Annotated in this window: 10 protein-coding genes; 1 reads left to right on the forward strand and 9 read right to left on the reverse strand. The window is 63.2% G+C overall.

Translation table 11 applies throughout. The annotated features are described in order from the left end of the window. Window positions 1-23 precede the first annotated feature (23 nt). The 9 genes from V3B46_RS04250 to grxD all read right to left on the reverse strand — a co-directional run bounded on the left by V3B46_RS04250 (window position 24) and on the right by grxD (window position 13,691). Window positions 24-4,703, reverse strand: coding sequence for a pilus assembly protein (locus V3B46_RS04250; protein WP_329891206.1), 4,680 nt, complete (start codon window positions 4,701-4,703; stop codon window positions 24-26). Beyond that, on the reverse strand, window positions 4,700-5,191 hold the full coding sequence (locus V3B46_RS04255; protein WP_099559616.1) for a pilus assembly PilX family protein: 492 nt from the start codon (window positions 5,189-5,191) through the stop codon (window positions 4,700-4,702). The genes V3B46_RS04250 and V3B46_RS04255 overlap by 4 nt, the downstream gene beginning before the upstream one ends. A gap of 7 nt (window positions 5,192-5,198) precedes the next feature. Then, complete coding sequence (locus V3B46_RS04260; RefSeq protein ID WP_154263018.1) at window positions 5,199-6,377, reverse strand: PilW family protein; 1,179 nt, start codon at window positions 6,375-6,377, stop codon at window positions 5,199-5,201. Continuing rightward, the gene (pilV, locus tag V3B46_RS04265) at window positions 6,377-6,847 is read right to left on the reverse strand and encodes a type IV pilus modification protein PilV (protein ID WP_043400479.1); all 471 of its coding nucleotides are present in this window, start codon (window positions 6,845-6,847) and stop codon (window positions 6,377-6,379) included. The genes V3B46_RS04260 and pilV overlap by 1 nt, the downstream gene beginning before the upstream one ends. After that, window positions 6,844-7,359, reverse strand: coding sequence for a GspH/FimT family pseudopilin (locus tag V3B46_RS04270; RefSeq protein ID WP_154263016.1), 516 nt, complete (start codon window positions 7,357-7,359; stop codon window positions 6,844-6,846). Before V3B46_RS04270 ends, pilV begins: the two co-directional genes overlap by 4 nt. Window positions 7,360-7,520: 161 nt before the next feature. After that, window positions 7,521-8,909, reverse strand: coding sequence for a nucleotide 5'-monophosphate nucleosidase PpnN (gene ppnN, locus V3B46_RS04275; protein ID WP_010486098.1), 1,389 nt, complete (start codon window positions 8,907-8,909; stop codon window positions 7,521-7,523). 252 nt (window positions 8,910-9,161) lie between these two features. Further along, window positions 9,162-12,365 carry a TonB-dependent receptor gene (locus tag V3B46_RS04280; protein ID WP_154263014.1) on the reverse strand — a complete coding sequence of 1,068 codons (3,204 nt, stop codon included), beginning with the start codon at window positions 12,363-12,365 and terminating at the stop codon, window positions 9,162-9,164. A gap of 232 nt (window positions 12,366-12,597) precedes the next feature. Continuing rightward, window positions 12,598-13,374, reverse strand: a complete 777-nt coding sequence (locus V3B46_RS04285) for an SDR family NAD(P)-dependent oxidoreductase (protein ID WP_329891207.1) — start codon at window positions 13,372-13,374, stop codon at window positions 12,598-12,600. Next, window positions 13,371-13,691, reverse strand: coding sequence for a Grx4 family monothiol glutaredoxin (gene grxD, locus V3B46_RS04290; RefSeq protein ID WP_005408852.1), 321 nt, complete (start codon window positions 13,689-13,691; stop codon window positions 13,371-13,373). The genes V3B46_RS04285 and grxD overlap by 4 nt, the downstream gene beginning before the upstream one ends. A gap of 120 nt (window positions 13,692-13,811) precedes the next feature. Between grxD and V3B46_RS04295 the strand changes: the two genes are divergently transcribed. Continuing rightward, entirely contained in the window at window positions 13,812-14,390 is a 579-nt protein-coding gene (locus V3B46_RS04295) for a superoxide dismutase (protein ID WP_329891208.1), read from the forward strand. Window positions 14,391-14,489 lie beyond the last annotated feature (99 nt).

Genomic DNA, 14,489 nt, shown 5'->3' on the forward strand with positions numbered 1-14,489 from the left:
GGGCAACCTCGATATCGGATTCATCAACGGATCTGCCGCCACGACTGTCGTCCACAGGGCCGAGGCATGTAAAGCGGATCGGCGCCGGCCGCACGCAGCACAAACGTACACTGGCTGGCCTGCAGCATCTTGTCGACCGTGCATCCCGTATCGCCTGGTTTGCACGGCGTAAGCTTGGGCACAAAGATGTTGGTGTCCTTCACTGGCGGCCCCTGGCTGAGGTCACCCTTCTTGGTCAGGGCGACACCACCGCAGTTGCCGGTGCACAGCGCTTCTCCGCCGATGGTTGGGCTCAGGCCGGACATCTGGCCGCCACCGGTCAGCAGGTTGAGACCGTACAGCCAGTTCACGCCACCGCCGCTGCCGCAGATCGCGGTACCCGGCACATAGGACGTGAAGAACACGATGCCGTTCTGCACACGCGGGTTGCCGACGAAGCGCTCGCCTTCGACTGCCGATCCGGCCTGCAGGTCCACATACCAGCCGCGGGCCGAACCGTAGTTCACCGCATTGCGGGTGACATCACGCAATTGATAGCCGCTGGCCGATGTACCGGTAGTGATCACCTGCTGTACCAGGTTGTCGCGCGTGCCAACCGCACTGGCGAGGTTGTCCCAGATGCCATACAGCGACTGCACTGGCGAAGTGCTGCTGACCGCATTGTCATCGGCGGCGAAGTACTGGCCGGTACCGAAGAACAGACTGATGCCACCGCCTGGGCCCGTGCTGATCTCGATTCCGCTCATGATCGGCTGCGGGCTGTTGTTGCGCGTAGCGGTGAACAGCGGCGTTCCAGACAGGGCGATGTTCCAATCGGTCGGATCGGTGCTGGAAAGATCAAACTTCCAGATATTGCCCTGCATGTCACCGCCATACACAGTGTCGGTGATGCCGTCATTGTTCTTCAACGCCACCGTGGCGATGTTGATCAGGCCGTTGCGTGCCGCGTACTTGGCACCTACCGGCGAAAGCCGCTTGAGCACCTTGCCGGTCTGGATATCGACCACGAACAGCGCTGCCTTGCCGCTGGTGGAGTTGACGCCATTGCCGAAGATCGCGACGAAACGCGGCGCAGCATTGGCATCGGCGCCCTTCACCGCCACCACAGCCGGCTTGCCCAGCACGAACCCAAGATCCGACTCCGTCTTGCCCGAGACTTCCCACAACACACTCGATGCACCGAACGCGGTCGGATCGCTGACATTCAGCGCGAACACAGAGCCATTGCCTACGCTCGCCGCATTGGGCGCCTTGCTGGAGCCACCACCACCCGTAGTGCCCACCAGCACCGTGTTCCAGGCATCCCCATAGTAGACGTCGGACGACGTCAGTGGGCCATCCACGTAGTAGCGATGCCCATACTTGGGATTGGCCAGCTCAGCGATGTGCTGCATCGCAGCTGAGGGGATGAAAGCCAGCTCTTCCGTGCCGCCGGACGCCCCATTCGAACCGTTGAAACCATGCACCATGCCGTCATTGGCGCCAACATAGATCATCGTCGGCGGCCCTGATGTCGCACGCTTCGCTTTCAGGAAGGCGTCATAAGACGTGCCCAGCGTCGCCTTCCACTTGACTGTCGACTGCCTCGCCCAGCCTGCATAGCCGAAGTCATCCGTTTTGGACACGATCTCGGTGGTGGAATTGACGATGTCACCCAACGGCGATGTGCGCGAACGCAGGCCACTCACCGCGGCACCCCGCAGATAGTTGACCAGATTGGTCGAGGTCATCTTGCCGAACCAGGCAGGAATCGAGTCGCTGAATCCCAACGCAGACAGCTTCGCCCGCTCATCGCTGCCCGGCAGATTGGTGGCCAGGAACTCGGTCGCATTGACCGGGGTCACCGTGCCATCGGACGCGGTCTTGGTCGGGGACGTCGCCATGTAGATGCGGCGCGTGGCACTGCCGATGTTGCTGGACGCCTTCCACAGCACGGCACCATCCGCACCTTGGCCGTCAACCTGGGTGGCAATGACATCACCGGTCCAGTCCACGGTGCCAGAGGGCACGCTGTAATGGGACGATACGGTGAACGAGTTGGTCGAAATACGCGCGCCACTGCCGCTGCCACCGACCGGCGCATCACCTTCCGCTGCACTGTTGAAGATCGCCTCCAGCGCCTCCTTCAGTTTGGTCGGATTGCGTGCCAGGAAGTAGTTGTCCGGCACGCCTGGTTTCTTGCTGTCCCACTTCTTACCGGCCGGGACACCGTACTTGGCGGCATACCACAGCGGGCTTTCAAGCTGGCCAGCGGCAGTGGTAGAGGCCTTGTACTTGATGACTACCGGCCTCTGCCAGTTGCTCGGGAAGTTGTTTGTGCTGGTCAGCACGGAGGCATTGCTGTTGCCCGGACGCAGCGCCAGTCGCTGCACGGTGCTGGAGGCATTCGAGCCTGTGATCGTGTAGCCCGTCAGCATTGCGTTGCCAGCGTACGCCGACAGGTTCTCGATCCGGATGAGCACTTCATCCTCCTCGACCTTGCCGGCCAAAGTCGTGCCAATCCAATCCACCCCTTTGTTTGCGGTTGTGTAGTTGCACAGTCGTGTATTGCCCGCAGCACTGTTGCTCACTTTCGCATCAGCACGCCAGCAGATGTCGTTGAAATCCCCGGTGTCGTTGCAGGCCGCACCCACGCAGTAGCTCAGCATGGCAACGACGTCGTTGTCATGGTCATTGCCCCACAGGGAGTCTTCCCACACCAGCGAGAAGCTGCCGGACTTCGCATCTGTACGGTAAGGACGGCCATAGACCAGCTTTCCGCCGGTGTCGTTGGCCTGCTTGGTGCCAATGCCGACCGAGCCCAGGAAGCAGCTGCGCCAGCCAGCGCTCGCTGCCGTTGCGCCACCGGTGTTGTTGGCCTGGCAGAGCGGAGCCAATCCGATCTTGCTGTTGCCCACCGCGATCTCGAACTGCGGGAGATTCTCGGCCATGGCAACGGCGTAGGTGGTGGCAGTGACCTTATACGTGCCTGGCTTGTTCTGCACGTTGGGGCGCAGATCGGTCTCCGCGGCCGCCTTGGCCAGCCCCGCCATCAGGAAGCTGCCTTCCATGGAGGGAATGTCCGGGCAGATACCGCGCGCCTTGCTGAGGCTGCCGATTGTCTGCCCCTGGCAGATATCACTGTGGGTATCAAGCGAAGCACCGCGCGGTGTATCACCCACGCGACCGATCATGTAGCTCTTGCCGGCGATTCCTTCGGCCGTGCCGACTGCATCGGTCGCGGACTCCGCAGACGCGAGGCCGGTAACGGAACCGACGTTATCACTGTCGAAGGACGGCAGACCCGAAGACAGCACCAGGATGTTGCAGGTCGCACAATAGGAGTTGCCTCCATCTGCGGGCAGGCGATAGGGATCCTTCCAGCCGATATTGGTAGGCAGGCCGCTGAGATCTCCGCTGTCGCTGTAGACCTTGGCTCCCGCCGTGATGTAGCGCAGCGCTTCCGCATACATTTCCGCCAACGGATTGCCCCAGGCGCTGCACTTCTGGCCACCGGTTCCCGGATCGGCCAGGTTGCCATTTCCCTTCTGGTCCTGACGATTGAGGATGCCGAAGGTGTTGCAGTCATTCCAGTTGTTGGACCAGTTCCAGTTGTCCAGACGGAAGCTGGAAATCGCGTTGATCACCCCCTCGTCGTCGGCCTTGGCACTTCCCGTCAGGTTCAGGTAGCAGAACTGCCCCGTAGACAGGTCGATTTCATCACCCGTGCCGCAGAATTTCGTACCGTTGCCCGCGATCTTGCCGATGTTCCGCCGCAGGACACCACCATCCCGCGGATTGGCGTAGGTTCCCGTCACGAGTCCAAAGCGCAGTCGCCCGCTCTCACCGTAGGTCTGCAGCAGCCCAGCCGGCTTGAAGCGGTCGGTGATGCCATCGTTGTATTTGCGGCAGAAACTCTCACGCACCGTTGAACTGGCATCACACACCTCCACGCGCACGGTGTAGTCCGTGGCCGAGCGGGGAATGTCCGCGTAGCCATCGGCGGTGCTGGCACGTCCGGTATCGCACTGGTTGCTGGCCGTCGAGGCCCACTCGCCCAGTGCACCTTCGGCCACGCGCATCAGCGGCGCACCCGTTGCCGAACGCGTCACACTGCAGAAGCTGAACGTCGTCCCGCTTCCAGCAAGGTTGGCGAACTCGCGAAGGTTCGATCCACTGTAGACCTTGACCCACGCATGCAGATCGCTGGGGATCGGTGCCCGCTCCAACACCGTCTTTTCCTTCGTATCGGTGAAGCGTTGACCGCCGTACAGCACGTAGCGCATCACATCCAGACGACTCATCGTCACCCAGTTGAGGAAGTTGCCCGACCACGCGCCGCTGCAACTGTGCTTGTTGGCGCCCTTTGCCTCTGCACTGGCCTTGAAGACACCACTGTTGTACGAGTAACAGAGGTTGTAGTCGAAGTAGCCTGAGTAATCGAACTTGTCCTGGTAGGTGGTATCCAGCACCCCGTCCCCATCCAGGTCGCTGTAGTCGCTGTAGGCCTTGTTGAACAGCTGCTCGTCGCGCGACATCACCATCATCATCAATGGCGGCTGGCTCTGCTTGCTGTACAGCGGCTCCTGCGCGATGTCGTAGTCACCAAGCGCGGCCTGCAGCGGAATGATCAACGCGGCAAGGCCGGCAAGCGCAGCAACACCCACACCGGCCCGCAGCCAGGTGGAGGAACGAAGTCTAAGGAAACGGCGCTCGCTGTTCATGGGATGAAGATCGTGTCGATGACCGCACTGGCGGACGCATTGGAGGGATCGTCACTGGCAAGCGCCGTGACCTGGTAGATGTTCCCGGTTTCTTCGTTCTGTCGGCCGCCGGTGCGCCGGCTGGACGCCGCAAAGCACTTGTCGATGCGACGCGTGTAGGTGGACTTGGTTTCACTGAGACCATCGGCCCACGTCTGCGGATCGTAGGATGGACTGCATTCCTCCTGGTTGGCCTTGAAGATGCCCCCGTCAGCCAGTGCCTTCTCGATGGATTTCTCGGTCTGCCGGGCGTCGGCCTCAGCGTTCTGGAAGGCAACGTTGCTGCGCAGATAGTTGGCGGCCATGCGTTCCTGCATGCTCGTGACCTGCATGCCGGCGATGCCCAGCAGGGCCATCAGTACCAGCATGATCAGCACGACATACAGCACCGCGCCGCGCTGGGAACGCGGTGAATGCAGAGAATGGCGGCGGGCGGGATGGGTACGCATGGTGGCCTCAGTTGCCATACAGGCGATTGCGCAGAGCGATCGTGCTCTGGTAGGCGGCGCGCATGCGGCCGTCAGAGGGCGCGGTATAGGTCACGCCGAGCGCGCTCAGCGGCGCACTCGAACTGGCCTGGACAGATGCAGCTGGGTCCGGACTGGATACCACCAGCCCCAACTGCACCGTACCCACACGTTGCCAGCCACGCGAGGCCGGGACGATGGAGGCCTGGACATCGGTCGCAGTACCCTGTCGATCGATGTAGCCGGTCGGCGACACCGTGCTCAGACCGTGATCCTGGCCATACAGGAGCTGCATGTTCTCCACGCCTTCGACCAGCGCCTCTGGCGGTCCCGCCACCAGGGCAGCACCGGGCTTGGCGGTGAATCGAAGGCGATACAGCGAGGATTGCTTGGTCGCAGCGTCGTAGCCCACGTACAGGATCGACGTCTCGGCGCGATACAGCACCGCCTGGCCGGCCTCGTAGTTGCGGGCGATGGCCACGACGTTGTTGGGTGCGGTGCCCACCGTCACGGTGCCGGCCTTTGCATCAATCGCACGAGCCTGGAAGACCGTGGCGGAAATGCAGTCGGCCACACCGAACAGCCCCGGGTCGGTAACTCCGCTATCAAGCACGGCAAGACGTTTGGGATCAAAACTGAAAACCGGCTGGGCAACTCCAACTACCGCCGTGACCGGCACACCGGTCGGTACCAGATAGCGCAGAGCGACGATATCGCTGCCGTCTACCCGGTTCTTGATGGCCGCGGCAAACTCACTCGGCAACGCCGGCGAGTACTTGTTGCCCCCCGTTGACGGCGTTGCCGCCAACGTCACCGTGTCGCCCGGTTTGGTATTCGTTGCTTCGTAGCCCTGGATCGACCGTGCGAAGTCCAGCGCGGGGTGGCCTCCGGCAGCGAAGGTGGTTGCCAAGGTGCCCTGCGGATCATGCGCCTGGTCGTTCACGCAGCCGAAGTGTCCCGCCATGCGCAGTTCGCGTTGCAGGGTATCCATCGCGAAACGGCTGTTCTCCTGGACCCGCGCCAGCCCTTCAGACAGCTGGTAGGCCGTCCGTGAAGCGGCGAACACCTGGACCACGCCCAGCATGATGATCAGGCCGATGGTCAGGGCGATCATCAACTCGATCAATGACAGGCCACTCATCGTTTGGCGGGAGCGCATTCTGGTCATCACAGCAGGCTCTCGGCAGCAAAGGTGGTGTCAGCCTTCGAATCGGGATTCCAACGCTCATCGCCCCAACTGACCGACACCCGTACCCGGCCGTCATTGACGGTTACCGTTCCGGATGCCGAGTCACCCAGTGCGCGGCCCAGGCGACAGCGCCAGTCGCGGGTGAAGTCATCCTTGCCGATATCCTTGCCAATGGACGGCGCGCAGTCCCCCTTGCCGGTGGTAGCAGCATAGGTACCGGCATAGCTGAGCGCGTTGATCCGGTTGGCCCGGATCTGATCAAGCAGCTCGTACCCCAGGTTGGTGGCCTGGGTGCGGTAGTTCGCGCTCTGCACGAACCGTACATTCATCGTCTGTAGCAGCGCGAAGCCCAGCAGGCCGATACCCATCACCAGGATGGCGATCATGACCTCGATCAGGGTGAAACCGCCCTGCGCCGTACGGTGCGGCTGGAAGCCGATCTTTCTCATGAGCAACTCTCCTTCAACAGCCGGACCTGTCCCGTAGGCGATATGCGTAGCGTGCGCTGCAGGGGCTGGTCGCCACACTTCTCAGGGCGAAGTGTCACATCCACTTCCGCGTTGGCGCGATTGCGGCCACGTCCATCGAAGCCGATGGCCAACGTTTCGGTTGCGGATTTCATGGTCGGACGACCTTCGCTGTAGCGCAGCACGTTCTCACCGGAATCAAGCGACCCGTTACCGTTGCGATCCTCCCAGACCATCCAGCCGTCCGCCCAGCTGCTGCCATCACAATCTTTGCCCGCTTTGGAAGCGCATACAGCCCCACCACGCGTGTTCTTTATTGCCTCGGAACGGGCAAGTGCCAGCGACGCGATCAGTTCGTTGGTCGTCGTGGCCACACGATTTGAGCGGATCGTACTTTGGAAGCTGGGATACGCAATGGTGCTCAGGATCGCCAGTACGGCAACCGTGACCATCAACTCAACCAGCGTGAAGCCGTTTTGCCGGCGCAAAGACATTGGACGCTCCCCAGCGTGTTGATGGCCACGATGGGCCATCGCCCTGCCACCGGCAAGCGGCGGCAGGATGAACGGTCATTCCGGGGCGACGGGCGTCAACGCCTTGACGGCCCGCCCTCCCCTGCCTGTCCCGGCGCGATCCCCATCGCGCCGGCGCAGGCTCAGGCCAGCACCTGGTAGCAGGGCTGATATTCGCCGGAGATCTTCATCCGGCGCTGTTCGACGAAGGCGCGCAACAGCGCATCCAGCGCCTGCATCATGTCCGGGTCGCCGTGGATCTGGAACGGCCCGAACTGCTCGATGCGGCGCATGCCATCCTCCTTCACATTGCCGGCCACGATGCCCGAGAACGCCCGGCGCAGGTCGGCCGCCAGCGCATGCGGTGCACGCCCGTGGTGCAGGTCCAGCGCGGCCATTGCCTCGTGGGTCGGCACGAACGGCTGCTGGTACTCCCACGGAATCTCGATCGACCAGTTGAAGAAGAACGAGTCCTTCTGTGCCAGGCGGTGCTCGCGCACGCGCTTGATGCCGTTGGCCATCTTCTTTGCCACCGCCACCGGGTCGCCGATGACGATCTCGTAGCGCTCGGCGGCCGCATCGCCCAGGGTCAGGCGGATGAAGCGGTCGATCTGCTCGAAGTACGGCGCTGCCACCGTCGGGCCGGTCAGGATCAGCGGGAACGGCAGGTCCTTGTTTTCCTCGCGCAGCAGGATGCCGAGCAGGTACAGGATTTCCTCGGCGGTGCCGACGCCACCGGCGAACACGATGATGCCGTGGCCGATGCGGACGAAGGCCTCAAGGCGCTTCTCGATGTCCGGCATGATCACCAGGTGGTTGACGATCGGGTTCGGCGACTCGGCGGCGATGATGCCCGGCTCGGTCAGGCCGATGTAGCGCGTCACAGTGCGGCGCTGCTTGGCGTGGGCAATGGTGGCGCCCTTCATCGGGCCCTTCATCGCGCCTGGTCCGCAGCCGGTGCAGATGTCCAGGCCGCGCAGGCCCAGCTCGTAGCCCACCTGCTTGGTGTACAGGTATTCGTCGCGCGAGATCGAATGGCCACCCCAGCACACGACCAGGTTCGGGTCGCCCGGATTGAGGATGCGCGCATTGCGCAGCAGGCCGAACACCGCGTTGGTGATGCCCTCGGACGACTCCAGCTCGGCCGCGTAGGCCGGGCCCATCTCGATGGCCATGTAGGCCAGGTCGCGCACCACGGCGAACAGCAGCTCGGCGACGCCGCGGATGATCTCGCCATCGACGAAGGCCATCGCCGGTGCGTTGACCAGGTCGATGCGCACGCCGCGATCCTGCTGCGCCACCTGGATGTCGAAATCGGGATACAGATCGCGCGCCGCGCGCGGATCGTCAGAGGCGCTTCCGCTGGTCAGCACGGCCAGCGCGCAGCGGCGCAGCAGTTCGTGCATACCGCCGGCAGACGCATCGCGCAGGCGGGCCACTTCGGCCCGCGACAGCACATCCAGCCCACCGCGCGGGTAGATCCGCGCGTCCTGCACCGGCAGTGCACGGGCTGATTTTTCGTTCGTGGTCATGTCCAATTTTTCGCTTCCTTCAAGGTTTCCGACTGTACTGCCGCCCCCTTAAAAAGCAAAACGGCCGGGAAGCCCGACCGTTGGATGTGTGCTTCCCGCGTTCGCCTTTCCGGGACCGCATCGGCGGCGTTGGCACCGCGCACATTTCTGGATGCTACGCTGATGCCAGGTGACCTGCAAGGACTTTCGCATGAACGGAAAACGGCCGGGTTTCCCCGGCCGTTTCCACTTACTGCTTCAGGCTCTGACGGATCAGAACTTGTACTTCAGGGTCAGCTGCATCGACCAGCGCGACACGGCGGTGTTGCCCTTGTCGTTGTTGTTTTCCTGGATCGCGGAATCTTCCGCACCGGTGAACGAGTACACGTACTTGCCGGTGGCCGGATCGATACCCGCGTAGTTGGCCACGCGGCGGGTCGAGTAGAAGCCGTAATCGTCGATCAGGCCCCACTTTTTGTTGAGCAGGTTGCCGACATTCATGATGTCCAGCGCGATCTCGCCCTTGTGGCTCTTCACGAAGCCCGGGAACTCCTGACTGATGCGGACATCGAAGGAGTTGATCCACTTGGCGCGATGCTGGTTGGCCGGAACCACGCTGCCACGGTAGGCATCCAGCTCCGGATTCTGCGCCAGCCAGTCGAAGAACTTCTTCTCCATGTCGGCGCCGCCAGAGAACAGCACGTCACCCGGCCCCTTCGGCACGTAGAACAGGTCGTTGGTGGTCGCACCGTCGCCGTTCGCATCGTTGTAGTAGATGTAGCTGTACGGACGACCCGAACGACCTTCATAGAACAGGCCGACGCGGGTGGCGTTGTCACCGAAGAAGTTGTGCTTCCACTCCAACGTACCGGTGATACGGTCCTTGATCGCGTAGCGCGAGTTGTACGCAACGTTGTCGTTGGCGTTCAGGCTCAGGGTGTTGTTCCAGTTCGAGGTGTTCTGCGAGCTGGACAGCGGGCTCACTTCCTTCGACTGGGTATAGGTGTAACCCAGCGACCAGCCCCAGTTCTCGGTCAGCGGCTTGGCCAGCGAGAACGTGGCCTGGGTACCGCGACCCTTGTCGGTGTTGCGCAGCACCAGCACATCACCAATATCATTCGGGCGGTTGGCACGATCGATAGCACCATTGGTGCCGGTGGTCATGCCCAGGTCCCCACGGGTGTTGGCCGGGTTACGACCCTGCGGATTCCAGTAGATCGCACGGCCATCCGGGCCGTAGGCAGTCGGTGCGGATACGTCCAGACGATCAAAGTAGATACCGTCCTTGACCTTGGTCACCAGCACTTCAGCCGACGCCACGATGCCGTACCACGGCAGTTCGTGGTCGAACGCCAGGTTGGCCTTCCACACCGACGGCAGGCGGGTGCCAGGAGCGATGATGTCCACGTTCTGGCGGGCAGACGCCGGGCCACCAGCTGGAACGTACGGGTTGTTGCCGTCCGGACTGAAGGTGCCGACCGGAGGATTGCGCTGATCATACTCGACGTAGTTCAGGCCCGTGTTCTGGTACGCACCTGCCAGCCACACGTTCGGGGCGGCGCCACCGAACAGGCCCACGCCGCCGCGCAGCTGCGTCGGACGCTCGCTGTCGAAGGTGTAATTGAAACCAACACGCGGCTGCACCAGGTTCTTGTCGACCAGCTTGGTGTTGTTGAAGCCGTACAGCTGCTCGATGCGCGGGTTGTACAGGCGCTGGGTGCTGAAGTCGGGCATGTCGATGCGCACGCCGAACATCAGGCTCAGGTTGTAGTTGATCGCCCAGGTATCCTGCACGAACACGCCGGTATTCTTCAGAGTGAAGTCAGCCGGAATGTCGCTGCGGCTGCCATCGGCGCGCGGCGCACGCAGCTGGTAGCGCGCAGCCTTGCCTGCCAAGAAGTCGTTGACGCTGTTGAACTCGTATGCGCCATTGAGGTTGCGGCCATAGAAGTTCATCAGCTCGTTCTTCGAATAATCGAAGCCGAACTTGACGGTGTGGTCACCAACGTACCAGGTGCCGGCACCGAAGGCGCTCAGTTCCTTCGACTCGACGATGTTGACGTGGGTGTTCTGCTCCGTACCCACGTACAGCGAATCGTTGCCCGAACGGATGCGGATCTGCGGCATGTCGACCAGCGGAACGCGATTGGCCGAGTAATCCTTGTGCGAGACCTTGAACTCGGTCGAGAAATTCTCGGACCAGTCGCTGAACAGCTCACCCATCCAGGTTTCGTATTCAGTCGGCTGCTGGTACCAGAAGTTGCTCAGCGAGATCGCACTGTTGTTCACCTGCGGGAAGCGAACGACGTTCTGCTCCATCTTGTTGTAACGCAGGGCCGCGCGGTGGTTCTCGTTGATGTTCCAGTCCAGCTTGACCGCGTACTCTTCGATCTCGGTCTTGCTGCTCGGCGCAGACAGCGAGCCCGGGTCATAGCCCAGCTTGCCCAGGTAATTCTGGACGTCAGTGATGTCCTTCTGGGTAATGGTGCCCTTGCCGATCGGCGTATCGCTCAGACTGATGCCGGCGGCCGAACGCTCATACTTTTCGTAGTTGGTGAAGAAGAACAGCTTGTCCTTGACGATCGGGCCGCCGAAGGTCATGCCGTAGGTCTTCTCGTCCTCGAAGCCGTTGAAGTCCTGCTTGTCACCTTCCAGGCGCGAACGGACCATGTCCTTGTCGCGGTACGAGCCGTACACGGTGCCGTGGAATTCGTTGGTACCCGACTTGGTGACGGCGTTGATCACCGCACCGGTACCACCGGCGATGGTGGTGTCGTAGTTGGCCAGGTCGATGTTGATTTCCTGGATGGCGTCCATCGATACCGGCTGACGCTCGGTCGGCAGGTTGTTGGAGCCCAGGCCGAACGGATCGGAGGCGCTGATGCCGTCGATGCGGATGGCGTTGTAACGGGTGTTCTGGCCACCGGCCGAGATCGCGCCGTCAGCCTTGCTGACCTGCGAGATGCGCGGATCCAGGCGGATGTAGTCCTGGATGTTGCGGTTGGCCGACGGCAGCGCGTCCATCGTTTCGCGGGTCACGTTGGTGCCGCTGCCCATCTTGGTGGCGCTGAACAGGTCCAGGCCACCGGCGGTGGCGACAACGTTCACGGCGTCCAGGTTGGTGGCAGCCAGGTCACCGCCCAGATTGGCGTTGACCGTGTTGACCTGGTTCAGGTTCAGGTAGACACCTTCTTCGGTCTTGGTGCCTTCACCGGACTTGGTGATGGTGATGGTGTACGGGCCACCCACGCGCAGGCCGCGCGCGTTGTAACGACCCGACGCATCGGTGGTGGCACGCGAAACAGTGCCCGACTCGGTGTGGGTGATGGTGACTTCAGCGCCAGCGACAGGCTGGCCTGCAGAGGACATCACCTGGCCGCCGACACCGGCAGAGGTGCTCTGGGCGAAGGCGGGAGCGGCGGCGAGCGCAGCCACGAGACCAAGGGTGAGCTTGGACATCCGGAGTGGGTGGGTCATTTTTCGGTAGCCTCGATGCGAGTTGGCGATGGCGGAAAAAAAGCGCATCCAATCAGCCCTGCGGGTGGCTGGTCGGAGATTTATCTGGGGTTCCCTACCGCTTGGCTTAAGTAAGCCACAACGGTTAACACTAGATTAACACGCTACGCCATCAATGTGACGGTTGTGCGACAAACGGCACCCGATCGCAACGCAATCGTGACGGGGTCTTCACTCGACCTTTCCCCGGCACTCACTCGGCCGGGGACGCCCCGCTGGCATCGAGAATCCGGCCGCGCCAAGTAGCGCCAGCACCGGACAACAGGGTCACGGCCGCAGCGGCGGCGGCCTCCGGGCCTTGGGCGGCCGGGTCCTGGTCTACAGAATACGCCCGGGCACGCAGGGCTGTGCGCAGCGGACCGGGGTACAGGCCACTGACCCGTACCGGGCTGCGGCCGAGTTCGTCGTGCAGGCTGGCGATCAGGCCGCGCAGGCCATGCTGGGCCACGCCGTAGCCGCCCCAGTAAGCCTGCCCGACCCGTTCGGGGGCATCCACCGCGAACACCAGCGCCGCATCTTCGCGCTGACGCAGCAGCGGCAGGCAGGCCTGGGCCAGCCAAGCGGGCGCGGTCAGGGTGACGTGCACCGCGCGGGCAAAGCTGGCCGGGTCGGCCAGCTCGAACGGGGTCAGGCCCGGGAAGTGGGCAGCACAGACCAGCAGGCCGTCCAGCCGCCCCAGCTCGCGCTGCAGGGCCTGGGCCAGCTCGGCATAGTCGTCGGGGCCTGCGCCTTCCAGGTCCAACGGGTACAGCAGGGGTTCCGGGCCGACAGCCTGCACCTGGGCGTAGACACGGTCCAGGCGGCGCGGCTTGCGGCCGAGCAGGACCACGGTGGCACCGGCCGCTGCGGCCGCAACGGCCGCCGCACTGCCCAGGCCACCACCGGCGCCTGCAACCAGCACAACGCGATCCTGCAACGGGCGGCCATCGAGCGCCCCGTCGGTCGGTGACGTCGATGGCCAGGCACTCATCCCTGGGTCGCCTCTTCGACGATGCGCTTGAGCTCGCCGGCTTCGAACAGCTCCAGCACGATGTCGCAGCCGCCGATCAACTCACCGTTGATGAACAACTGCGGGAAGGTCGGGAGGTTGGAAAAGCGCGGCAGGTTGGCGCGGATCTCGGGCTCTTCCAGCACGTTGACGGTGCGCAGGGTGACCGCGCCGGCCGCCATCAATGCCTGTACGGCGCGGCTGGAGAAGCCGCACATCGGGTATTGCGGGGTGCCCTTCATGAACAGCACGAGCGGGTAACGATCGACCTCGGCCTGGATTTGCTGCATTACCGCCACAACCACACTCCTTGCTTCGCCGGACAAACCGACCGCGGTGGTCGGCTAGACTGCCCACGGTAGCCGCCATTGTAAGCCGATGGAACCGGCTGCCGCCGCCCCCTGGCCACGAACCTGTCCATGCCTGTCGAATTGCCTGCCCTGCCCTACCTCTCCGGCTCCCTGCAGCCGCACCTGTCCGCACAGACCGTGGAACTGCATCACGGCCGCCACCATCGCGCCTATGTCGATGCCGTCAACGCCGGCATTCTCGGCACCGAGTGGGAGGAAGCGTCGCTGGAGGAGATCGTCCGCCACGCCCAGGGCACGCTGTTCGATGCCGCCGCACAGGCCTGGAACCATGGCTTCTACTGGCAGTGCCTGCGCCCGCGGGGTGGCGGTGAGCCCCAAGGGCGGCTGGGCGAACTGGTGAAGCGCCAATTCGGTGACGTGCAGCGCCTGCGCGAGGAATTCAACCGCACCGCACTGGGCCTGTTCGGCTCGGGCTGGGTGTGGCTGGTGCAGCATCCGGGCGGGCAGCTGGGCCTGCAGGCCACCCGCAATGCCGGCACCCCGGTGACCGGCGACAGCACACCGCTGCTGTGCTGCGACGTGTGGGAGCACGCTTACTACACCGACTACCAGAATGATCGCGCGCGCTACCTGGACGCGTTCTGGCAGATGGTCAACTGGGAATTCGCCGAAAGCCAGCTGCGCTGAGGCAGCCGCTCCGCCACGGGGTAGTGCCGGCCGCTGGCCGGCATCCCCATCTGTGTACAGAGATGGCTAATCTGCCGGCCAGCGGCCGGCACTACCGGG

The organism is Stenotrophomonas sp. SMYL11, assembly GCF_036320005.1.
GTDB classification, from domain to species: domain Bacteria; phylum Pseudomonadota; class Gammaproteobacteria; order Xanthomonadales; family Xanthomonadaceae; genus Stenotrophomonas; species Stenotrophomonas maltophilia_A.